Raw genomic sequence first — 21,293 nt, 5'->3', positions numbered from 1 at the left:
ACTACGCGTCAGAACTGCGATGCAACCATGGTCGCACAGTGGCCGGGGATCGGCAATTGGACTGGGCAGTGGGAACGGCCCGAGGCGCGCCGGTGACGGCCGGCGCGCGAACCTTCTACTCGGCCTTGCCAGCAACCGCCTGCATCTCGGCCGGCAGTTCGTCGATACCGACGGCCTCCGCTGCCTTCTTGCCAGCAAGCAGAGCGTGGTCGGAGTTGTAGTACTCCCACTCGCTGTAGCGGCCCGCGAGCGTGATGCCGAACTGCTTCAGCCAGGCCTTGCAGGTCTCAACGTTCCTGGCGCGGTTGTGATCGTACAGCACGTAAGCGTACGGCATGTCGACCTGGTTGGCGGCCAGGATCGTGTCGCCTTCCTGGATCATCCCCACCTTGCGGCAATCCTCGATGGCGCGCGCGATCAACTCGTCGCCATCGACCGGCAGCGGCTTGTAGGGCGAATACGAGATTTCACAGGTGAAACCGAAGCCACCGGGCGGGTTGCAGCCGGGGCTGGCGTTACCCTGCACGAAGATGCGGTGGAAGATGGTGTCTTCCGGATAGTAGATCCAGTGCTTGTCGGTAGCGACCCGGTCGATGCCGATGTTCACGCAGCGGATCGACACATGGCGCAGCCCACGGGCGGCGTTGCGTACCTCTTCCGGCGCCTCGTCGCCGATGGCCTTGATCAACTCCGGCAGCGGCATGGTCGAGATCAGGTCGTCATAGCGCAGGCGCCGGCCGTCGCGCAATGCCACGATCCGTTCGCGCGGCAGCACCTGCACCACGTCGGCATTCAGTTCGATCCTGCCCCGGATGTGCGGCAGGAAGCCGTTCATCAGCGCCTGGAAGCCGCCCTTGAGCGGGTAGCCGAAGCGCGCATTGGGCCCCATCGGCCTGCCCACCGGCTCCAGTGCACCGGAAATGATTTCCTCCAGATTGGGCAGCGGCACCCGCCCGCCCAGCCACGACGTTTCCATCTCCGACAGCGGCACGGTCCAGATCTTGCGGTTGTAGGGAATCGCGAAATGCTTGGCGATGCCCTTGCCCCAGACCTGGTAGATAAACTGCTCGAAGTCCGTGGCCGCGCCCTTGACCGACTTGGCCGAGTTGCACACGTCCGCGGTGCCGTCGGCGCAGCAGTCGTCGATCTGCTGGGCCTCGAGCGCCTTGTTGGCGGCAGCCCCGGCCTCGGCAGCAGAGCGCGCTTCGATGGCGCCCATGATGCACTCGGTGATGACCTTCGGCGGCAATCCGTACAGCGCGCCCTGGAACGGGTAGCGGGTGTACACGTTCTTGCTGTAGACCCAGGCTTCGCGGTTTTGCCAATGCACGTTATCGCCCAGCAGCACCTCGTACATCTTCAGCACGTACGGGTCATTGGAAAACATGATGTGGCCGGCATAATCGAAGGTAAAGCCGTTGTCCACGATCGAACGGCACCAGCCGCCGATGGTCGCGTTGCGGTCGAGCAGCAGCGTGTCGGCGCCCAGGTGGTAGGCCGCGGACAGGCCGGTCGGGCCGGCGCCGATGACCACGCGTCGGTAGTGCGACTTGGCCGCCGCCGGCACCGGCAGCGGATTGACCGTGGCGCCGGTGGCTTCAAACGAGGATGCGGTCAGGCGCTGGGCCTTGTTGCCCGGTCCGGTGGTGCGGATCAGCTCGTGCATGCGCGCGGCGGTCTTGTCCCACGACGTGCCCGCAACGATAGCGCGCATGCGCTCGGCCATCGCGCGCTTCTGTTCGACGGTGGCCGAGAGCATGCGCTCGCAGGCGGCGATGAAGGCTTCCGGAGTGTCCGCGATCGCGACGATATCGCCGTACGGCACCTTGACGTCGGTGATCGGGGTCGAGACCGATGGCAGCTCGGCCGCCATATATTCGAGCACTTTCGTCGGGCTGATGTACCGGGTCGACGCGTTCAGTGCGAACGGCAGCAGGCACACGTCCCAGCCGGCGAGGAACTGTGGCAGCTCGTCGTAAGTGCGCTGGCCGAAGTAATGGATGTTCGATGCCTGCGGCAGCGTGGCAGGGTCGATCTTGATCACCGGCCCGACCAGCACGATCTGCCATTCGGGCCGGGCAGCGGCCACCGCGCGGATCAGTTCGGCGTCGAAGCGCTCGTCGATCACGCCGTAAAAGCCCAGCCGCGGCCCGGGCACGTGGGCCTGCGCCGGGTGGCTGTAGGCGCGGTCGCGCGCCTGCTGGAAGTGCTTGGCATCGACGCTGCTCGGGAAGCAATGGGCGTTGGCGTGGCGCGCGCGCTTCGATTCATACAGGCTCGGTCCGCCTGTGAAGACCAGGTCGGCGATATTGAGGAGCGCGCTCTCGCGCTGCAGCAGTTGCTTGGGCGCGTTCTTGAACGCGGCCAGTTCGTCCATGCAGTCATAAACGACCAGCGACGGATGCAGCCCTTGCAGCAGCGGCAGCGCCATCGGGGTGTAGAACCACACCACAGGCTGCTCGCCTTCCGGCACAAGGTCGGCCAGCAGCGCTTGCAGGGTCGGGATCTGGTCGTCATGAAAGCCAGGAGCATGAATGGCGGTATGCGGCTGGCACACCGTAATGGTCGGCGCGACGGCCGTTTTCTTCAGGTGCGCCCGCCCTTGGTCGTACACCGGTTCCTCGACAAACAGGATTTGGTAGTGTTCCGCCAGGCGAGTCATCAGGTGTTGTGGACGCTGGAACACGAAGTCCCAGCGCAGGTGGCAAAACACGATCAGGGTCGGCATGTTCATTTCCTTTCGCCTTTGTTGACGCTTCAAAGTGGTCTGAAATCGCCAAGCCGGTCCCTTCTACAACTGCCGTTTTGCACGGGTGGGGACCATGCTGGACTCGTCAATCGTAGCATGCCGATTTCTTAATATTTGCATTTATGCAATGCAATATTCTTTATGGGAAATGGGTTTTTGGGGGGAAAGCGGGCCGTTTCATAGGAGAGCCCGCTGAGAAATGATGAGTATGTAGGTCGCGTCCTACGCTGAGACAAGAAAAACCACTACGAAAACTCATCGATGGAGTCGAGCGACGCAAGCGTGCGCTAATGAACGCAGAACACCAATCAAGTTCATTCCTTTGTTGTCCCTAACTCGTCGTTCCCGCGTAGGCGGGAACCCATGCTGAGTTGGAGCGGTGATTGCGCACGCCGCAAGAATTCGGCGTCTGCATGGATTCCCGCCTTCGCGGGAACGACGAGCAAGCGGTTGAGGTGAAGTAAGTAAAGAATCGCACGCGGTTCGCGAAAGCAGCGGAGTGCCGTAGGGTGCGCACCTGTGCGCACGCGGTTCGCGAAAGAAGCGTAGTGACGCAACAGCCGCAAGTCAGCACACGTTGACCGCGTGCGCACTGGTGCGCACCCTACGACGGCTCATGCGCAGCGTGGCAGGTAGTCAGCGCAGGCGAGGAGCAAGCGCTCCCGCCTGCCGGCCCTTATTGCTCGTCCGCGTCCGGCGCATACGGTTCGGCGCCCTGCGGGTGCCCGTCCGCATCGAAGCCCTCGGCCACCGAAACGCCCTCCAGTCCCAGCGCCACCAACGCCTCGCACAAGTCGTCCAGCTCCGAACCCAGATCGGCCGACAAGTCGACCGGCTTTTCCAGCGTCGCCCACGGCGGCCCGCCGTCGACGGCATACAGGTTGATGCGCAGGACGATCTGCCCTACTCCTTCCAGCGGCGCGACTACCGCATGCACCTGTTGGGCCTCGAGCTGTTTTTCGGCCAGCACACGGCTCACTTCCGACAGCGTGCCCAGCATCGCCAGCTCGGACAGACCCTGCTCCTTGGCGCCATAGAACAAGTCCTGATACAGGAAGTTCAGCGTCAGCCGCCCCGGATCAAACGCGAGGCAGCGCGCCACCAGCGGCTCCACATCCGCAGTCCAGCGCTGGTAGCGCTCCATGCGCCGCTCGAAATACGCATCGGCGCCGGCTTCGTCGTCCGGCACCCGATAGAACGGGTCGTCGGCGCGCTTGAGCGAAAAGCCGAGCAGGAAACGCAGCTGCATCGCCATCTCGTCCGGCGCGAATCCTTCGCCGGTCCAGCCGCGCATGGAGGCTTCGATCAGCGGCGCCGGCGCCAGCTTCTTGTCAAGCAGCGAGGCCGCCGCCTCGCGCAGCATCTCGTGCAGGGTGCTGTAGTTGATGCCGTCGATTTCATCCAGGTCGTAGGCGTAGCGGATCAGCGCGACCTTGGCGTCAAGGCTGTCCAGGCCCGCCTGCTTGAAGCTGGCGGTAAGCGCCTCGTAAGCGGCGTCGTCCTGGAAGGCTTCGGCCGCATTCAGCCCGCCTGCGCTTTGCACGAAGATCGGCACCAGGAAGGCGTCGATCTCGAGCTCGGGCGCGTCTTCGCGCCGGATGCGCAGGGTCGCCGCTTCTTCCTCGATGCGCCCGCGCAGCAGGCGGCAGGCCTCCGGATCGCTGTAGCGCGCCAGCTCGACCGCGCCGTACAGGACCTCGTCGTGGCGGCGCCGCAGCGCGCGCCGCACCTCTGTCGCCAGCTCGGCCTCGCTCCCGGCTTGCTGCTGCAGGTCGTCGTCCTCGTGCTCGACGATCGCAAGCGCCAGGTCCGCCAGCGCCTGGGCCTGCGAGTCGACGTCGGGCCCGGTTATGTTGTTGGACTTGCGGGGAAGCGGACGCTTATGTCTGGGCATGGCATGATGCAAATGAATGAATAGGGCGACATGGTAGCACCGCCGCCCTGTTCACCACTAGGCCGTAAGCGCGCGTGTGCGCGCCTGCGCCGGCACCCGGGCCGCAACCTTCGCGGCCGGGCTGCCCTCGTCCAGCTGGAACACCGCCACCAGCTCGGCCAGTTCGCGCGCCAGTTCCTGCAGCGCCTGCGCGCTGGCGGCGGCTTCCTCGACCAGTGCCGCGTTCTGCTGCGTGGCCTCGTCCATGCCGGCCACCGCCTGGTTGACCTGGTCGATGCCCTGGGTCTGCTCCTGGCCCGCCGCGCTGATCTCGCCGATGATGGCCGACACCTCGGAGATGGCGGTGACGATGCCCTGCATCGCCGTGCCGGCCTGGTTGACCAGGCGGCTGCCGTTGCCGACCTCCGCCATCGAGTCGCCGATCAGCGCCTTGATCTCATGCGCCGCCGAAGCCGAGCGCTGCGCCAGGTTGCGCACCTCGCCCGCCACCACCGCGAAGCCGCGGCCCTGCTCGCCCGCGCGTGCCGCCTCCACCGCGGCATTGAGCGCCAGGATGTTGGTCTGGAACGCGATCGCGTCGATCACGCCGATGATGTCGCCGATGCGCTTGGACGAGGCCTCGATCGCGCCCATCGAACGCACCACGTCGGCCATGACGGCGCCGCCGCCTTGCGCCGCGGTCGACGCCTGCCGCGCCAATTCGTTGGCGTGGTGGGCGTGCTCGGCATTCTGGCGCACGGTGCCGGTCAGTTCTTCCATCGCGGCTGCGGTTTCCTCCAGCGAGCTGGCCTGCGCCTCGGTGCGCGCCGACAGGTCCAGGTTGCCCTCCGCGATCTGGCTCGAGGACGAGGCGATCGTCGCGGCGTGGGTGCGGATGCGGCGCACGGTCGCGGCCAGCTCGCGCTGCATCTGGGCGATCGCCTGCAGCAGGCTGCCTTCGGCCACGCCGTCCAGCACCACCGGTTCCGACAGGTCCTTGCCGGCGATGCGGCGCGTCACGGCGGCCGCTTCTGCCGGGTCGCCGCCCAGGGTGGTCCGGATGCTGACCACCAGGCGCCAGCCGTGCACCGAAATCACCAGCAGCGCCAGCGCGATGAAGGCGAACACGCGCCACGCCTGGCTCCAGAATTCGTTGTCGAGCTCGTCGTTGAAAAAGCCGGTGCCGATCCACCAGTTCCATGGCCGGAACTCGATCACGCCATTCAGCTTGGCGGCCATCTCGCCGGTCTTCGGGTGCTTGGTCTTCATGTTGACCAACGCGATCCGGTCCTGGGCCAGCCCTTCGCGATAGGCCTGCGCGTCGGGCTTGCCGTCCATCGTTTCGCCGGCGGCGATCTTGCCGATGTTCTTCGGGTTCGGGTGCACCAGGTTCAGGCCGTCCGGCAGGCGCACCCAGTAGTAGCTCTTGCCCTCGTTGTTCAGCTGGGTCAGCGCTTCCTTGGCTGCGGCCTGGGCCTGCTCTTCGGTCAGCTTGCCCTGCTGCTGTAGACCCTGGTAGTGCGCGACCAGGTGTTCGCCCATGATCAGCATGTTGCGGATCTGGGCCTCGCGGCCGGACAACTGCGAGCGTTGCAGGCTGTACAGGCTAAGGCCACCGAGTGCGGCAAGACCGGTCAAGGCGGTGCAGACGAGAATGACGAGGCGCGTGGAGACTTTCATCGGGTACCTTAAGACGAACCGGGTTAGTGAGACAGCGGCAGACCGCCGCGCTGGTGGGAAGAAACTTGATTCATAGCAATTTTAACGTGGACCTAGCTGCGCAGTGAAGAACTCCGGCCGCAATTTGCGGGTAATTTCCAACACGGGCAACACACGGTCGAGATGTTCATGCATGGCCTGCGCGGCGCGCGCCGGATCGCCCGAGGCGACCGCGTCCAGCACGTCGCGGTGCTGCTTGAGCACCTCTTGCATGCGGCCGGCCAGCGGCAGGGTCAATTGGCGGTAGCGGTCCACCTGGATCTTGGCCTGGGCGATGATCGGCCACACCCCGGGGTAGCCTGACAGCTCGGCCAGGGTCGAGTGGAACAGCTCGTCGGTGCGGTGGAAGGCGTGCAGGTCGCCTGACTCGATTGCCGCCTCCTGCTGCGCCAGGATCGCCCGCAGCCGGTCCACGCAGCCGGGCGTTGCGCGCGTCGCGGCTTTTTCGATGATCGCCGTCTCAAGCGCATCGCGCACCAGCATGGCCTGCTCCAGCCCGTCGAGCGGAATGCGCGCGACAAACGTGCCTGAACGCGGCACCACCTCGATCAGACCCTCGTCGGCCAGCCGCAGCACCGCCTCGTGCACCGGGGTGCGGCTGGTGCCGAATTCCTCGGCGATATCGCGTTCGACGATGCGCTCGCGCGGCAGCATGCGCATCTCCACAATGCGCTGGCGCAGCGATTGATATACCCGGCGCGACGCGGTCACGCCGCTGTCGGTCTCCGTCCCGGTGACTTTATTTATATTATTTTTCATAAATGCGAGTGTAGCGCTACTCTGCCGGATCACTCAAGCTACTCGGCCGCATCGCTCAACAATCTGGCCAAAAAAGAAGCGCCCCGGCCGCCCGAAGGCAGGCGGGGCGCTCCTGATTGCCCAACTAATGCTCTGACTGCCCTGGTCGTGCGCGATTAGCGCTGCGAATCCCAGGTCGAGCCGAAGTAGTTGGAGGCGCCGATCGCCGGGAAGTCGACAAAGGCCTTGGAGCAGTCCACCACCTTGTTCGGGTCGACAGCCTTGGTCGGCACGCCGTTGATCACGTTGCGGTTGTCCGCGGTGGCCACCAGCGGCAGGTTCACGCCCTTGATCGTCAGCTTGGCGTCCGACGAGATCACGTTGATCGCCGACGGGTCGTCCGCTACCACGTTATTCATCGTCATCACCAGCGGATACTGCGGGTTGCTATAGCCGCCGGTATTAGCCTGGAAGCCCTGCAGTTTAACGGTGGTCTTGCCCATGATGCGCACGTTGTTCATGGTGATGTCATGGAAGTTCGGGAACAGCGGGCCGTTGGCCGGCAGGGCCTTGGTGCTGTAGTACGGGGTGAACAGCAGGCCGTTGAGCGCATCCTTGATGCAGATGTTCTCGTAACGGATGTTGCTGACCTCACCGCCGCGGGCGTAGTCCGACTTGATGCGCAGGCCCTCTTCCGACCGCCAGAACGAGTTGTCGTACACCTCCACGTTGGTCACGCCGGCATTGGTCTCGGAACCGACCGAAATGCCGTGGCCCCAGTAGATGTGGTTGTGGGCCACGACCATGCCGTACTTGCGGTCCGAACGCACGTCGCGCTTGCCGTCGATCGCCAGCAGGCCCGAGCCGGCCGGGGACGGGTTGTTGCTGCCCTTGAACGCCATGTCGTCGTCGCCGGTCGACACGTAGTTATAGGCGAAGACGAAGTTCTTCAGGTAGCCGTCGAACGCCATCTTGGTGGCTGACTTGGACTTGGAGCCGGTGGTCAGGTAGTCGTCGAGCCGCTTGGAGGCCGAACCCGGGTCGAAGGCGTCGGTGTTCTTCACGTTGTCTTCGTTGTAGACCTCGCCGGTGTACAGCGGGTTGCCGTTGCCTGCCGGGTTGGCGAACGCGGCCAGCGACGGGGTCTGCACCTTCACGCCCCACACGGTCAGGCCGTCGACGCCGCTCGGTACCACGTGGAAGTTGGCGCTGTTGTTCAGGGTGATGCGGTACAGCGTCAGGTTCTTCGCGTAGTTAAACACCATCATGCGGAAGTTCGACTGCGAACCGTAGCCGGTGGTGCCGTTCTGGACCATGTTGCCCAGGTAGGCCAGGTCCCACCAGGTCATGTTGCGCGCGGACGACTTGGAATCGACCACGGTGCCGCCGTTGTCGCACGACGTGCCGTCGGCTGCCTGCTTGCCGGCCGCGTAAGACGTGTAGGTGTTCGAGCAGGTCATGTCGACCTTCATCAGCGGGTACAGCTTGTCGGTGGTGACAATCTCGGCGTACGCGCGGCTGTCGATGCGGCCGTCGCCCATCACGGCTGAGTTGACCAGGTTGTTACCGCCGATCAGCGGCAGGCAGTTGCCCGAGCTGCCGGCCTTGGACGCGGACACCGCGGTGTTGGCGCAGTACGGACCATTCAGGTTCGGCGCGAATGCCTTGGCGTCGCGGGTGGCGTACATGGTGACGCCCTTGTCGATCCACAGGGTCACGCCGGACGGCAGGGTCAGCGGGCCGGTGATGAAGCCGTTGCCCGGGCCCTTCGAGTTGACGACCAGGCGCACCGCGTACTTGCTGGCGCGGTACTGCGGCTTGGCCAGTTCCTCGCCCGAGACGCCGGCAATGTTGACGTTCGGCTTGGCAGCCGCCACCTGGGCCGCGGTTGCGGCAGCATCGGCGGAGGCGATCTTGGCGCCCACTTCGGAATCCACCAGCGCGCCGCAGGCGTCCAGCGCGGCCTGGATGCGGGCCTGGTCAGGGTTGGCGGTGGCCGGGTCGACCGCGACGCCCACGCCCGACTTGGATGGATCGGCTTCAGGCGGCAGCGAGCCGTCCGGACGGCTTACCAGGTTGTTCGATGCTTCCAGCGTGGCGCAGACGGCGCTTTCGCTTGGGAGGGTCGGCTCGGGCGGCAGGTTGGGGTCGAACGACGTGGTGCCGACCTGGAAAACGCTGCCGGCGGTATAGGTGACGGCCGATTCGGCCGAACCGCCATTGCCGCCGCCGCATGCTGCGAGCGAGGCCGCCACGGCCAGCATCGGCAGCGCCAGGCGCGCGCCCTGCAGTTTGTTGTCTTGCTTCTTCATTACTGACATCTCCGGTGATTCTTGCTTCTACTTCTTTTCGTCTGGCCGGCCAGTCTCGCCAAGGCCGGCCCGAAAGTCTGGGTTGCGGCGCTTAGAAGCGCGCGATCAGGCCAACGCCAAAGGCGCGCGGGCTGTCGCCCGGAGCCAGGAAGGCGTCATCCTTGCCGATGTTGTTGCTGTAGATCGGGGCCTGGCCGAAGTTCACGTTTTGCTGCGAACGATTGCGGATCTTGGTGTAGTACACGTACGGCATCAGGACCTTGTTCAGTGCGTAAGTGGCGCCGATCGAGAACTGGTTCGCGCCGAAGTCGCCCGGCTTGCCGAAGGTGGTGCCCTTCAGGTCGAACAGCTTGCCGTACGAGGCCATCACGGTGGCGGCGCCGAATTCCTGGGTGACCGAGCCCATGACCGCGTTCTGCTTCATGGTGCCGACGGTGGTGCCCGTGTAGAAATCCGACGAGGTCGGCACGGCGACGTCCAGGTAGCCATACTTGCCCTGCTCGAAGCCCAGGCCCAGGGTGGTGCGGGTCGGCAGCCTGTAGGTGGCGACGACCTTGGCAAAGCTGGTGTTCACGCCAGGCACCACGGTAGTGCGCATGCCGTAGCCTTCGATCAGCGCATCGGTGTTCACGCCGGTGTGGCGCTGACGGTCATAGCCCACGCCCACCGACAACGGACCGTAGGTGTACTTGGCGGCCACCGACCAGCGGCTGCGGTTCACGATGCTGCCCTGGTTCTCGTCGAAGCCGTAGGAGCCGCCCACCTGCAGGCCGTACACCGTCGGCGACAGGTAGTGCACCGAATTTTTGTAGCGCGCCTCGCCGCGCGAGAACACGCTGTCGGCATTGCCCGACAGCTGCGCGGTGGTGTTGTTCCACACGTCCAGGCCGTGCACCGTCAGGCCCAGGTTGCCACCTAGCTCGCCGCCCGAGCCGATCAGGCTGCGATACACCGAGTCGTTGTTACCGACCACCAGCTGGCCGAAGCGCGCGCTCTCGATACCCACATAGGTATTGCGCGAGCTGAGGGTGAACGATTCGCCTTTGGTGTTGACGCCGCCCTGGTCGAAGCTGTTCATCGCCGCCTCGATCTGCCAGATGCCCTTCAGGTCATCGGTCACGGCGATGTTGCCCTTGAAGCCGATACGCGAATTGCCGTCCGAGACGCGGCCGCGGGTGTCGTAGGGGGTTGCACCGCCGGTCGCCTGGACCGACTCGAGCTGGCCGTTCAGGAAGCCGTAGATCGTGGTATCGACCTTCAGGTTGGTGTCGGCCAGCGCGGCATTGGACAGGCAAGCCAGGGCAGCCGCCGCCAGGATCGATTTCCCGTTCGGGGAGATAATGGAGTACTTCATGTGATGCTCTCTTCTTTCAATCGCCCGAAAACGGGCACGGTGGTACAAACTCTTGGGAAAGGGGGATGAAACCGGACAGGAGTTAACAGCTCAGGGAGTGCGGCGTTGGGATGTTGCGTTGTTGTTGCTTTGTTGCGTTGTTGTTGCTTTGTTGCGTTGGTGATATATCAGAATGGTATGCGTAATATATTACTGAACGCAAATATTTTTTCTGTAGAGTAATATTTTGCGTGGACACGCAACAACAGTTGACAGGCAGCCGGATCGTATAGACGCCCTTCCCGGCCGCCCGGGCGGGTTTTGCAATGCTATGCTTTCAACATTTGCAACCGGCGGCGGCCGGCGCCCCACAAGCCAGCGAAAGGCCTTTGGAACATGCTCGAAAACTATTTCAGACTCAAAGAAAGCGGCACCGACACCCGCACCGAACTGACGGCCGGCCTGACCACCTTCCTGACGATGGCCTACATCATCTTCGTCAACCCGGCCATCCTGGGTGCCGCCGGCATGCCCAAGGACGCCGTCTTCGTGGCGACCTGCCTGGTCTCGGCGCTGGGCACCGCGATCATGGGCCTGTATGCCAACTACCCGATCGCGCTGGCGCCGGGCATGGGCCTGAACGCCTACTTCGCGTTCACCGTGGTGCTTGGCATGGGCATCGCGTGGCCGGCTGCGCTGGGCGCGGTGTTCATCTCCGGGTGCCTGTTCATCGTCATCACGCTGCTGGGACTGCGCGGCATGATCGTGAACGGCATCCCGCCATCGCTACGCACCGGCATCACGGTCGGCATTGGCCTGTTCCTGGGGCTGATCGCCATGAAAAGCGCCGGCATCGTGGTCGGCAGCGAGCCCACCCTGGTCAAGGCCGGCGACCTGCACCAGCCGCCCGCGCTGATGGCGATCGTCGGCTTCATCCTGATCGTCACCCTCGACCGCCTGCGCGTGAAGGGCGCGATCCTGATCGGTATCGTCGTTGTCACGATCCTGAGCTTCATCTTCGGCGGCAACCAGTTCAACGGCGTGTTCTCGCTCCCGCCGTCGATCGTTCCTACCCTGTTCAAGCTGGATATCCCGGGCGCGCTGTCGGCCGGCATCCTGAACGTGGTGCTGGTGTTCTTCCTGGTCGAACTGTTTGACGCCACCGGCACCCTGATGGGGGTGGCCAGCCGCGCGGGCCTGCTGGTGGAGGGCAAGATGGAAAGGCTGAACAAGGCGCTCCTGGCCGACAGCGGCTCGATCGTGGTCGGCGCCGCGCTGGGCACGTCCAGCGCCACCGCTTTTGTGGAAAGCGCGGCCGGGGTGCAGGCCGGCGGGCGCACGGGACTGACCGCGCTCACCGTCGCCGTGCTGTTCCTGGCGTGCCTGTTCATCTCGCCGCTGGCGGCCGTGGTGCCGCCCTACGCAACCTCGCCGGCGCTGCTGTTCGTGGCGTGCCTGATGCTGCACGACCTGGTCGACATCGCATGGCACGACACCACCGAGAGCGTGCCGGCGGTGGTCACCGCGCTGACCATGCCGTTCACCTACTCGATCGCGGACGGCATCGCGTTCGGTTTCATCGCCTACTGCGCGCTCAAGCTCACCACCGGCCGTGCACGCGAAGTGGCGCCGGTGATCTGGGTCATCGCCGCGCTGTTCCTGTTCAAGATCGGTTATATCGGCGCGTGACGGCGCCCGCCGCATTGGCCGCGCTGAACGCCTCGTCCAGCGCATCGCCCAGCACGCCGTCGGCCGCGGGCTCGGCCAGACACCAGAACGGCGCATTGCGCGGCGCCGTGCCACTGACTAGCAGGATGCGCACCACTTCCGGATACATCGACCCGACCCGTGCCAACAGCTCGGTGCTCGGCAAGTCGCCGGCCTGCTCCGCGCACAGGACGACCCCGACCTCGGCCAGCGCCAGCAGCTCGAATGCTTCCTTCGCATCGGCCGCGCCCAGCACATCATAGCCGCGCTCGGCCAGCGCGCGCCGCCTTGCATCGCGCAGCTCGGCGTTCGCCTCCACGTACAGCACGGTGCGCCGTCCCGGCGCGGGCCGCATCGCATCAACCGAAAGCGCCACGCCGTCGCACAACAGGCGCGCGCACTCGCTGGCCGGCACCGGGCGGCTGAAAAAATAGCCCTGCATTTCGTCGCAGCCGTGCCGCGCCAGCAGCGCCAGTTGGGCGGCGCTCTCGACGCCCTCGGCGATCACCGTCAGGCGCAGCCCATGGCCCAGCGCGATCACGGCACGCGCGATCGACAGGTCGTGCGGATCGGACACGATCTCGCGCACGAACGACTGGTCCAGCTTCAGCTTGTCCACCGGGAAGCGCTTCAGGTAGTTCAGGCTCGAGTAGCCGGTCCCGAAGTCGTCGATCGCCAGCGACACTCCCATCTCCTTGAGCCGGCGCAGGATCTCGAACGTCCGCTTCGGGTCGTCCATCGACGCGCTTTCGGTCAGCTCCAGCTCCAAGAGCGCCGGATCGAGCCCGGTCTCATCCAGGATGCGCCGCACCGTTTCCGGAATATGCTCCGCAAACTGGCGCGCCGACAGGTTCACGGACACCGGCACCACCGGCACCCCGTTCTGCTGCCAGGCCCGGGTTTGCTCGCAAGCGCGGCGCAGCACCCACTCCCCGATCGGGAGGATCAGCCCGGTTTCCTCCGCCAGCTCGATGAAGGCGCCCGGCCCGAGCAGCCCACGCTCCGGATGGCGCCAGCGCAGCAGGGCTTCCACGCCGATGATCGCGCCGGAGCCCAGGGCGACCTGCGGCTGGTAGTGCAGTTCGAACTCGCTGCGCTCGAGCGCGCGGCGCAAGGCGCCTTCGAGCTTGAAGCGCTCGCTGGCGCCGCGGTTCAGTTCCGGCCGGTAGAACTCGAAGCGCTGTTCGCGCGAATTGGCTGCGCCGCGCAGCGCCGCCTCAGCTGCGCGCACCAGGTCTTCGAACTCGGCGCCGTCGTTCGGGAACACCGCGATCCCCACCATACCCTCCAGGTGCAGTTCCTCCTGCTCGAGCACGAACGGGGTGTCGAACACGCGCAGTACCGCCTGGGCCGCATCGGCCAGCCGGGCTGGCTCGCTGCGCACGGCGAGCAGCGCGAACGTGGCATCCGAAAAGCGCGCGACGAAGTCGGCGCCGCCAGGCTGCAGCAGGCGCTGCGCGATCTGCTGCAGCAGCGCCTTTTCGGCGTCCAGCCCGAGCGTCTCGCGGACCAAATACTGCCGGTCCAGGCGCAGCAACATCAGGCCCAGCACCTGCCCGGCGACACGCGCCTGGCTTGATAACTGGTGCACGCGCTCGCCGAGCAGGATCCGGTTCGGCAGCCCGGTGAGCACATCGAATTTGCTGACGTATTCCAGGCGCTCCTCGGCGCCGCGCAATTCGGTCGTATCCAGCCCGCTGAACAGGACGTACTCGAGCGAGCCATCGGCGCGCGCGAGGCCCGTGCCCGACCAGATCACCGAACGCGCAGCACCGTCGCGCGCCAGCCACTGGCCGCCCATCTGCAGCGGCATCCGTTCGGACGGATGGCCCTGAAAAAAACGCCTGACCGCGTGATCGTCACCGGCCATGCGGAACACCTCCCACGCCGGCCGTCCGAGCGCCTCGTCGGCCGGCCAGCCGAGCGCCATCTCGCAGGCGCGGTTGTAAAGCACGATCTGCCCGCTGGGCGCGCACAGCGCCACCAGCGCGCCCGACGTCTCGACCACCGCGGAGAGCAGGTTGCGCTCCGAGGCCAGCGCCTCGGTGCGCGAGCGCACCAGCGACTCCATCCTGCCATACAGGTGCGCGCGTCCGATCGCGATCGCGATCTGGTTACCGATCGTCCCCAGCACGTGCAGTTGGTCGGCGTCGAGCGGTTCCGGCCCGGTGCGCAGGTGCAGCAGCCCGAGCGCGCGTTCCCCGCTCAACAGCGGCACGCAGGCGTGGGTGCCGCCCAGCGCCTGACAACCATGCAGCACCTCCGGCGCACGCAACGTGCCGTCCAGGAGCCGGCGCGCGCAGTCACAGTCCAGCTGCGCGCCCGGCGCCGGGGCATCGGACCCGGCAGCCTGCAGTGCCGCCACCCGCAGCACGCCTTGGTCGTCGACCAGCGCGAGGCAGCCGCCGGCCACGCCCGGAAAGTCGAGCACGCGCTCGAGCGCCGCCTCCGCCACCGCGCGCTCTGTCAGGGCCGGATTGAGCGCCTCGGTGATCTTGTACAGTCCTTCCAGGGTCTGGTACGAGCGCTCGGTCCGCGCCTGCTGCGCCTTGAGTTCCTCGGTCAACTGGATCGCCTCCTCGTAGGTTGCGATCAAGAGGTCGAAAATCTGCTGGCGTTCGGCGGTAATGAAATGGGTCTGTCCGCTGAGGGTCACCTGCATCCCCAACTGCACCCGCTCGTCGCGGCGCAGGGCACGGTTGGCGAGGATGAAGCGCACTCGTCCCAGCAGGTACTTGCTGTCGAACGGCTTGCGGATGAAGTTGTCCGCTCCGCAGTCCAGCCCGCGGATCACGTCGTACAGGCTGGTGAGCGAAGTCAGGAGGATCACCGGCACATCGCGCAGCGCGGGATCGCCCTTGATCTCCCGGCACAGCTCAAACCCGTCCATGACGGGCATCTTAATGTCGCTCACGATCAGCGTCGGCGTGGCCTCGCGCGCCGCCGCCAGCCCCTCTGCGCCATTGGCGGCCACGCGCACCGTATAACCACCCTGCTCGGCGAGAAGGTGCGCGAGCTGGCATGCCTGGGTGGGGCTGTCCTCGACCACGAGGATGTCCACTGTTTCCTGTTCTTGTTGCATATGTCCCCTCACTCCTCTCGTGGTCCGAGCAGCGACAAGTCGCCGCCAGGATGATTGGCGATAGCCCGCAGCACCCGGCCGATCTGTGTCGGCTCCAGCACCAGCCGCGCGGCATCGAGCCGGACCGCCTCGCCCGGCATGCCGTACACCGCGGCGCTGGCGCGGTCCTGGACGATCGTGATGGCACCGTCGTCCCGTAGCTGCTTCAGTTCCTGCGCTCCGTCCTTGCCCATCCCGGTCAGGAGCGCGGCCACCGTCTGTTCGCGCAGTTCGGGCGGCACGCTGCGAAACAAGTGTGCCACAGCCGGGCGCATGCCGTGCTCGGGCGGCGCCAGCGACAACTCGGCGCACAGCGTGCGCGAGACGCCCAATTGGTACCCATCCGGCGCCAGCCAGGCGCAGCCCGGGCTCAAGGGCTGGTCGTGCCCCGCCAGCGCCACCGGAAAGCCGCTGGCGTGGGCGAGCCAGCCGGCCAGGCCAGCGCTGAACCCCGGCGGCAGGTGCTGCACGATCACCACCGACAGCGCAAAGTCCTGTCCCAGTTCGGCCAGGATATCGCGCAGTACCGCCGGGCCGCCGGTCGACGCGCCCAGCAGCACCAGCCGGTGCGGCTTCGGGCTTGCCGGCCGCGAGGCGCCGTGCGCTCCCCGCCGCGCCGGCCAGCGCCGCACCACCCGCACTTCGGCCATCGACTTGACCGTGCGCACCAGCGCCTGTGCCGCCGTGGCGTGGTCCGGGTGCGCCGGTTCCGGAGGACGGCGCACCAGCACCAGCGCGCCGGCCTCGATCGCGCGAAAGCCGGCATCCACCTCGTCCGGGCTGTCGCTGCCGCCGAGCACCACGATCGGGGTCGGATATTCCCGCATGATGCGCCGGATCGCCTCCAGGCAATCCATGCCGGACATCTGCAGGTCAATCGTCACCACGTGCGGACGCAGTCGCGCGCACATCGCCAGCGCCTGCTCGCCGCCGGGCGCGCGGCCCACCACCTGCAGGCGCGGGTCGGCGTCCAGTATCTGCGCCAGCAGTTCGCGCACCGAAGGGGAATGGTCGACCACCAGCACCCGGATCATGTCGCTCCCTTCAGGCCAGCCGGCGCAGCGTGGCCAGCAGCCGGTCCTGGTCGAACGCGCCCTTGGTCAGGTAGGCGTCGGCCCCCGCATGCAGGCCGCGCTCGCGCTCTTCCGGGGTCTGCAGCGAGGTCACCAGGATCACCGGCAGCTCGGCGGTCTCACGCGCCGCGCGGATCGCCGCGGTCAGCGCCAGGCCATCCATGTGCGGCATCTCGACGTCGCTCACCACCGCGTCAAAGCGCCCCTGGCGCAGCCGCGACAGCGCCTCCAGCCCGTCGGCCGCGGTCTCGGCCAGGTAGCCGGCGCCCTCCAGGATGTGCTTGAGCAGCACCCGCGAAGTCACCGAGTCTTCCACCACCAGCACCCGCCGCGCACCGGCATCGATATCGTGGGCGCAAGCCGCCTCGTTCGACACCGGGGCAGCCGCGCCGATGTCGTCCAGCGCGATCAGCGGCACCAGCGCACCGTCGCCGAGCAAGGTCGCGCCGCTGAAGTAGCGCACCCGGCGCAGCAGCGGGCCCAGGTGCCGGGGCAAGACGTCCTGCTCGGCCACGATCTCGTCCACCAGCAGCGCGAATGGACGATCGCCTGCGGCGACCAGGGCCACGCCGCCAGCCTGCGCTGAGGGTGCGGCGCCGAACAGCGCCCCAAGCCGCACCAGCGGCAGCACGCGATCGCCCACCACCACCGTCTCGCGGTTGCCGACGGTCTGCACGTCGATTAGGGTGACCGTGCGGACCGACGCCAGCGCGGAGAGCGGCAATGCATAGCGCTGGCCAGCCGCCTGCACCACCACCGCGCGCAGGCTGGCCAGGCTGACCGGCAGCAGCAGTTCAAAACTGCAACCGCGCCCAGGCGCGCTGTCGATCGTTAGCGTCCCGCCCACCTGCGCCACCTTGCCAGCCACCACCGCCAGTCCCAGCCCCCGGCCGGACACCGGCGTGACCTGCGCGGCCGTCGAGACACCCGGCCGCAGCGCCAACCGGAGCCGCTCGTGCTCGCCCATCTGCTGCAGTGCCGCCAGCTCGACTCCGGCGGCGCGCGCCAGCGCCTCCACATCCAGGCCGGCGCCGTCATCAAGCACGCGCACCAGCACCTGGCGCGTGTCGCGCTGGATCGCGCTCACCCGCAGCGTGCCGGCGCCCGGTTTGCCGGCATCCACGCGCTGGGCCGGCGGCTCGATGCCATGGTCGACCGCATTGGTGACCAGGTGGATCAGCGCTTCGCGCAGCGCGGCGGCGACGCGGCGGTCGACCAGCAGGCGCTCGCCCTCGACGCTGAGCACAACCTCGCGCCCGCGGCTGCGCGCCAGCTTGCGCACCAGCGCCGGCAACTCGTCGAACACGGTCGCGAACGGCACCAGCGCGGCTTCCAGCACCGCGCCCATCAAGCGCCGCCGGGCGGCCGCCATGTCGGCGCAGGTAGCATCCAGTTCCCCGGCCAGCCGCGCGCAGCGCAGCTCCGGTCCGGCAGCAGCAGCTTGAACCCCGCGTGCGGTGCGCCGCTGCTGCGCCATCTCGGCTGCCAGAGTGCGCAGCTCGGCGGCCTGGTGGGCAAAGCGCAGTTCGGCGCCCAGCAGGTCCTCGACCTCCGCGCGCAGCGTGTCGAGCAAGGCCGCGTCCACCCGCACCAGGCCGCGCAATGCCTCAGGCGCAGCGCTCGCTGGCGCAGCCGGCGCAGGCGAATCATCCTCAGGCGCCGCCGCAGGCAGGGCACCATCCACCGGCGCGCCTTGCAGCCGCGCGGCCAGCAGCTCAAGCTGCGCGCACAACGCGACAGCCTGATTGCGCACCCTGCCCGCCGGCGAACCGGCCAGCTCGCGCGCCACCGCCACGCACTGGTACAGGCAGTCGAAATCGCTGGCGCCAAGCGCGCCTGGCGCACCGGCCGCCGCCGTCAACGCTCCTTCCAGCGCATGGCACAGGCGTTCCAGGGCATCCAGGTCCACCGAGCGCGCCGCCCCTTTCAAGGTATGCAGCGTCTTGAGCAGCTGCTCGGTCAGGGCCGCGTACGCCGGCGCGCCGGTCTGCTCCAGGCCGAGCAGTCCGGCCTCGATCTGCTGCAGGTGCTCGCGCGCCTCGTCGGCGAAGATCGCGCGCAACCGCTGCAGGAAGGCCTGGGTCGGCTCGCTCATCGATCAGACCCGGAAGCGCTCGCTCAACTGGCGCAGCTTCTGGCCCAGCTCGTGCAGGTTCTGTGCCGCCTGCTCCGACTGGCGCGAACCGGCCGCATTCTCGGCGCTGACCTGGTTGATGTTATCCATCGCCTGCGCCACCTGGTCCATGCCGGCCAGTTGCTGCTGGCTCGAGGCGGCGATCTGCGCCGCGGCCTCGGCGGCGCGGGCGATGCTCTCGGACAGCGACCGGATCGCCTCGCCGGCCTCGGTGGTCTGGATCACGCCCTGCCCGACTGTCCTCGCGCCCTGCTCAGTGATCATCACCGCCGCGCCGATCGATTTCTGGATTTCGCCCAGGATCTCGCGCACCTGGCGCGTCGCCTCGCGCGACTGCTCGGCCAGCGTGCGCACTTCCTGCGCCACCACCGCGAAACCCTTGCCGTGTTCGCCCGCCTTGGCCGCCTCGATCGCCGCGTTCACCGCCAGCAGGTTCGACTGGTCGGACAGGCCACCGACGGATACGATGATCTCGGCGATCGCCTGGCTGCGTTCGGACAGGCGCACAATGGTATCGGCGATCGATTCCATGGTCGCACGCACGCTCTCCATGCCGCGCATGCCCTCCTCGATTGCCTGGCGTCCGCGGTTGGCCACGCGCGCCGCCTCCTGCGAGGCATCCGACACCACGCGCGACTTCTCGCTTGCCAGGAGCGCGGTCTGCTTGACCTCGTCCACCGTGGTGCTGGTTTCGCTGACCGCGGCCGCAGTCTGGGACGCCCCGACCGCGCCCTGCATGGTGCTGGCCAGGATCTCGCCGGTGGCCGCGGAGAGCGTGGCGATGCCGCTGTTGGTCTCGGCCACCAGGTGGCGCCACGAGTCGACCATGCGCGCCAGCGCCGCCAGCAACTGGCCCACCTCGTCGCTGCCCTGCGCGGGCGGCACCTCGACCGTCAGGTCGCCCGTGGCAATACGCCCGGCGGCCTCGGTGGCCTTCGTGAGCGGGACCGCGATCCTGCGGTCGAGCCAGATCACCAGCCCGATTGCGGCCAGCAGCGCCGCCACGTTGCACACGACCATGGTCAAACGCGAATGGTCGACCAGTGCCTCCGAGCTGCGCATGCGGCGCGCAGCCTGCGCAAACTGCTCGGCGCTGATCTGGTCGGCGATGTCGCGCAGCGGTTCGAACTTGCGCTGCAGCTCGCCGGCGATCGCAGGCGCCGCGACGGCGGCGCGCCCGGCCTTCAGCGCCGGCAGCACCTGTTGGTCGCGCACCGCCTGGTACTCGCGCAGCGCGACCTTGAGCCGGGCCAGCGAATGGCCGAATTCCGGGTCGCGCACCACGTTGGCGTCGAGCTTGGCGTCCACCGCCGCCAGGCTGCGCTGGGCCTCGGCCATACGCTCGATCAGCGCGGCATGATCCGCGCCATCGGCCACAGCCAGGGTCAGCATGGCCACGCGCTCGCGATTGAGTTCATTGCGCAGGTTGGTCACGTTGAATGCGGCCGCCAGGTCGTCGTCAAGCAGCGCCTGCTGCGCTTTCTTGAGCTCGCTGATGTCGCGGTAGTTCGAGGCGCTGTCAAACGCCAGGAACAGGATCAGCACGCCAAATCCGGCCACCAGCTTGCCGCGCGTGCTCATGTTCGTAAGTACGGTCATGGGTTTCCTTTACTCAGGCACCGGCCTGCACAACCAGTGCCGGATCGTTCAATAACTTCTCCGCGTCCAGGACCGCGGTGCGGTCCGGTGTCACTCCCAGCAGGTAGCCGGGACGCATCCGGCCGAGCCGCTCCGGCTCCGGCCCGAGGTCGGCGAGCCGGTAGCGCCGCACGCCGGCAATCGCATCGGCCAGCAGCGCAAATTCCACCGCCGCGCCTTGCAAGAGCACCAGCCCGGTCGGCTCGACCAGGCGCGACAAAGGCAGCGCCAGCAGCGAACGCAGGTCGAGCACCGCCAGCACCCGGCCGCCGTACGGAACGATCCCGACCACGTGGTTGGGCGTGCCCGGAAGCGCCGTCAGCGCCGGCATCGGCAGCGCCCGGGCAACCCAGGTATTGGCCACCGCGTAGCGTTCACCCGCGACCTCGAACACCAGCACCTCGAACTGGTCGGCGCTGGCGCTGTCGACCAGCTCGGGCGCGGGACGCGCCAGCGCCGCGGCGCGCGCCTGCAGCACCCGGTTGCGTTCCTCTGTGTCGGCCGCGTCCGGATCGGCCGCGGACTGGCTGCGCGCCAGCCGGCGCGCGATCTCATCCCAATCAAAAGTTCGGCTCATGCGGCACGCTCCATCCATGTCGCCACCAAGGCGCGCAGCGCCCCGGCTTGCCAACCGTCCGCGCCCGGCACCGGCGCGTCGTCGGCCAATCCGTCAAGCAGCACGGCGCTCACGCCGAACTGGCGCCGCGCTCGCGTACGCGAGCCGGTGGCCATGTGGGCGATCCCGCTCAGGTAGTGCCCGAGGATCGAGTCCGGCTCGAGGTACAGCAGTCGCTTGAGATGATGCCGGGCGCCGGCGCCGTCGCCATGGTCCAGCGCCAGTTGCGCCGCCGCCAGGCGCTCGCGCGCGGGCGCGTAGCCGCGCTTGGGTCTGTCTC

13 protein-coding genes are annotated in these 21,293 nt (G+C 67.2%); 1 reads left to right on the top strand and 12 read right to left on the bottom strand.

Annotated elements, in window-relative coordinates; genetic code table 11:
• Positions 1-115 precede the first annotated feature (115 nt).
• The 6 genes from E4O92_RS02075 to E4O92_RS02050 all read right to left on the bottom strand — a co-directional run bounded on the left by E4O92_RS02075 (position 116) and on the right by E4O92_RS02050 (position 10,745).
• On the bottom strand, positions 116-2,728 hold the full coding sequence (locus tag E4O92_RS02075; RefSeq protein ID WP_135188089.1) for an NAD(P)-binding protein: 2,613 nt from the start codon (positions 2,726-2,728) through the stop codon (positions 116-118).
• A gap of 697 nt (positions 2,729-3,425) precedes the next feature.
• Positions 3,426-4,643, bottom strand: a complete 1,218-nt coding sequence (locus E4O92_RS02070; RefSeq protein ID WP_135188088.1) for a hypothetical protein — start codon at positions 4,641-4,643, stop codon at positions 3,426-3,428.
• 57 nt (positions 4,644-4,700) lie between these two features.
• Positions 4,701-6,302, bottom strand: coding sequence for a methyl-accepting chemotaxis protein (locus E4O92_RS02065; protein WP_135188087.1), 1,602 nt, complete (start codon positions 6,300-6,302; stop codon positions 4,701-4,703).
• An 81-nt stretch (positions 6,303-6,383) separates the two neighbouring features.
• The gene (locus E4O92_RS02060) at positions 6,384-7,100 is read right to left on the bottom strand and encodes a GntR family transcriptional regulator (RefSeq protein WP_229482950.1); all 717 of its coding nucleotides are present in this window, start codon (positions 7,098-7,100) and stop codon (positions 6,384-6,386) included.
• Positions 7,101-7,255: 155 nt separating this feature from the next.
• Complete coding sequence (locus tag E4O92_RS02055) at positions 7,256-9,391, bottom strand: glycoside hydrolase family 28 protein (protein ID WP_135188086.1); 2,136 nt, start codon at positions 9,389-9,391, stop codon at positions 7,256-7,258.
• A 91-nt stretch (positions 9,392-9,482) separates the two neighbouring features.
• Positions 9,483-10,745, bottom strand: a complete 1,263-nt coding sequence (locus tag E4O92_RS02050) for a porin (protein WP_135188085.1) — start codon at positions 10,743-10,745, stop codon at positions 9,483-9,485.
• A gap of 375 nt (positions 10,746-11,120) precedes the next feature.
• On the opposite strand from E4O92_RS02050, the gene E4O92_RS02045 reads away from it, so the two are divergent.
• Complete coding sequence (locus E4O92_RS02045; RefSeq protein WP_135188084.1) at positions 11,121-12,413, top strand: NCS2 family permease; 1,293 nt, start codon at positions 11,121-11,123, stop codon at positions 12,411-12,413.
• On the opposite strand, the gene E4O92_RS02040 is transcribed toward E4O92_RS02045, so the two are convergent.
• The 6 genes from E4O92_RS02040 to E4O92_RS24680 all read right to left on the bottom strand — a co-directional run.
• Entirely contained in the window at positions 12,388-15,513 is a 3,126-nt protein-coding gene (locus tag E4O92_RS02040; RefSeq protein ID WP_135188083.1) for an EAL domain-containing protein, read from the bottom strand. The genes E4O92_RS02045 and E4O92_RS02040 overlap by 26 nt on opposite strands.
• A gap of 8 nt (positions 15,514-15,521) precedes the next feature.
• Complete coding sequence (locus E4O92_RS02035) at positions 15,522-16,586, bottom strand: chemotaxis protein CheB (RefSeq protein ID WP_135188082.1); 1,065 nt, start codon at positions 16,584-16,586, stop codon at positions 15,522-15,524.
• 10 nt (positions 16,587-16,596) lie between these two features.
• Complete coding sequence (locus tag E4O92_RS02030; protein WP_135188081.1) at positions 16,597-18,720, bottom strand: hybrid sensor histidine kinase/response regulator; 2,124 nt, start codon at positions 18,718-18,720, stop codon at positions 16,597-16,599.
• 3 nt (positions 18,721-18,723) lie between these two features.
• Entirely contained in the window at positions 18,724-20,358 is a 1,635-nt protein-coding gene (locus E4O92_RS02025) for a methyl-accepting chemotaxis protein (protein ID WP_135188080.1), read from the bottom strand.
• Positions 20,359-20,371: 13 nt separating this feature from the next.
• Positions 20,372-20,974 carry a chemotaxis protein CheW gene (locus E4O92_RS02020; protein ID WP_167759667.1) on the bottom strand — a complete coding sequence of 201 codons (603 nt, stop codon included), beginning with the start codon at positions 20,972-20,974 and terminating at the stop codon, positions 20,372-20,374.
• Positions 20,971-21,293: hypothetical protein (locus E4O92_RS24680; protein WP_206076796.1), on the bottom strand; the 323-nt coding region annotated here is incomplete at its 5' end. The genes E4O92_RS02020 and E4O92_RS24680, both read right to left, overlap by 4 nt.

It is taken from the genome of Massilia horti, assembly GCF_004614195.1.
In the GTDB taxonomy this organism is placed as follows: Bacteria; Pseudomonadota; Gammaproteobacteria; order Burkholderiales; family Burkholderiaceae_D; genus Telluria; species Telluria horti.
Note: the sequence above shows the minus strand (reverse complement) of the source record. Positions and strands in the feature narration are given on the sequence as shown.

Bases quoted from the DNA above. Each gene is read 5' to 3' on its own strand.
- E4O92_RS02030 (WP_135188081.1), bottom strand. From the start codon at position 18,720: ATGAGCGAGCCGACCCAGGCCTTCCTGCAGCGGTTGCGCGCGATCTTC.
- E4O92_RS02045 (WP_135188084.1), top strand. From the start codon at position 11,121: ATGCTCGAAAACTATTTCAGACTCAAAGAAAGCGGCACCGACACCCGC.
- E4O92_RS02020 (WP_167759667.1), bottom strand. From the start codon at position 20,974: ATGAGCCGAACTTTTGATTGGGATGAGATCGCGCGCCGGCTGGCGCGC.
- E4O92_RS02025 (WP_135188080.1), bottom strand. From the start codon at position 20,358: ATGACCGTACTTACGAACATGAGCACGCGCGGCAAGCTGGTGGCCGGA.
- E4O92_RS02060 (WP_229482950.1), bottom strand. From the start codon at position 7,100: ATGAAAAATAATATAAATAAAGTCACCGGGACGGAGACCGACAGCGGC.
- E4O92_RS02075 (WP_135188089.1), bottom strand. From the start codon at position 2,728: ATGCCGACCCTGATCGTGTTTTGCCACCTGCGCTGGGACTTCGTGTTC.
- E4O92_RS02070 (WP_135188088.1), bottom strand. From the start codon at position 4,643: ATGCCCAGACATAAGCGTCCGCTTCCCCGCAAGTCCAACAACATAACC.
- E4O92_RS02040 (WP_135188083.1), bottom strand. From the start codon at position 15,513: ATGCAACAAGAACAGGAAACAGTGGACATCCTCGTGGTCGAGGACAGC.
- E4O92_RS02050 (WP_135188085.1), bottom strand. From the start codon at position 10,745: ATGAAGTACTCCATTATCTCCCCGAACGGGAAATCGATCCTGGCGGCG.
- E4O92_RS02065 (WP_135188087.1), bottom strand. From the start codon at position 6,302: ATGAAAGTCTCCACGCGCCTCGTCATTCTCGTCTGCACCGCCTTGACC.
- E4O92_RS02035 (WP_135188082.1), bottom strand. From the start codon at position 16,586: ATGATCCGGGTGCTGGTGGTCGACCATTCCCCTTCGGTGCGCGAACTG.
- E4O92_RS02055 (WP_135188086.1), bottom strand. From the start codon at position 9,391: ATGAAGAAGCAAGACAACAAACTGCAGGGCGCGCGCCTGGCGCTGCCG.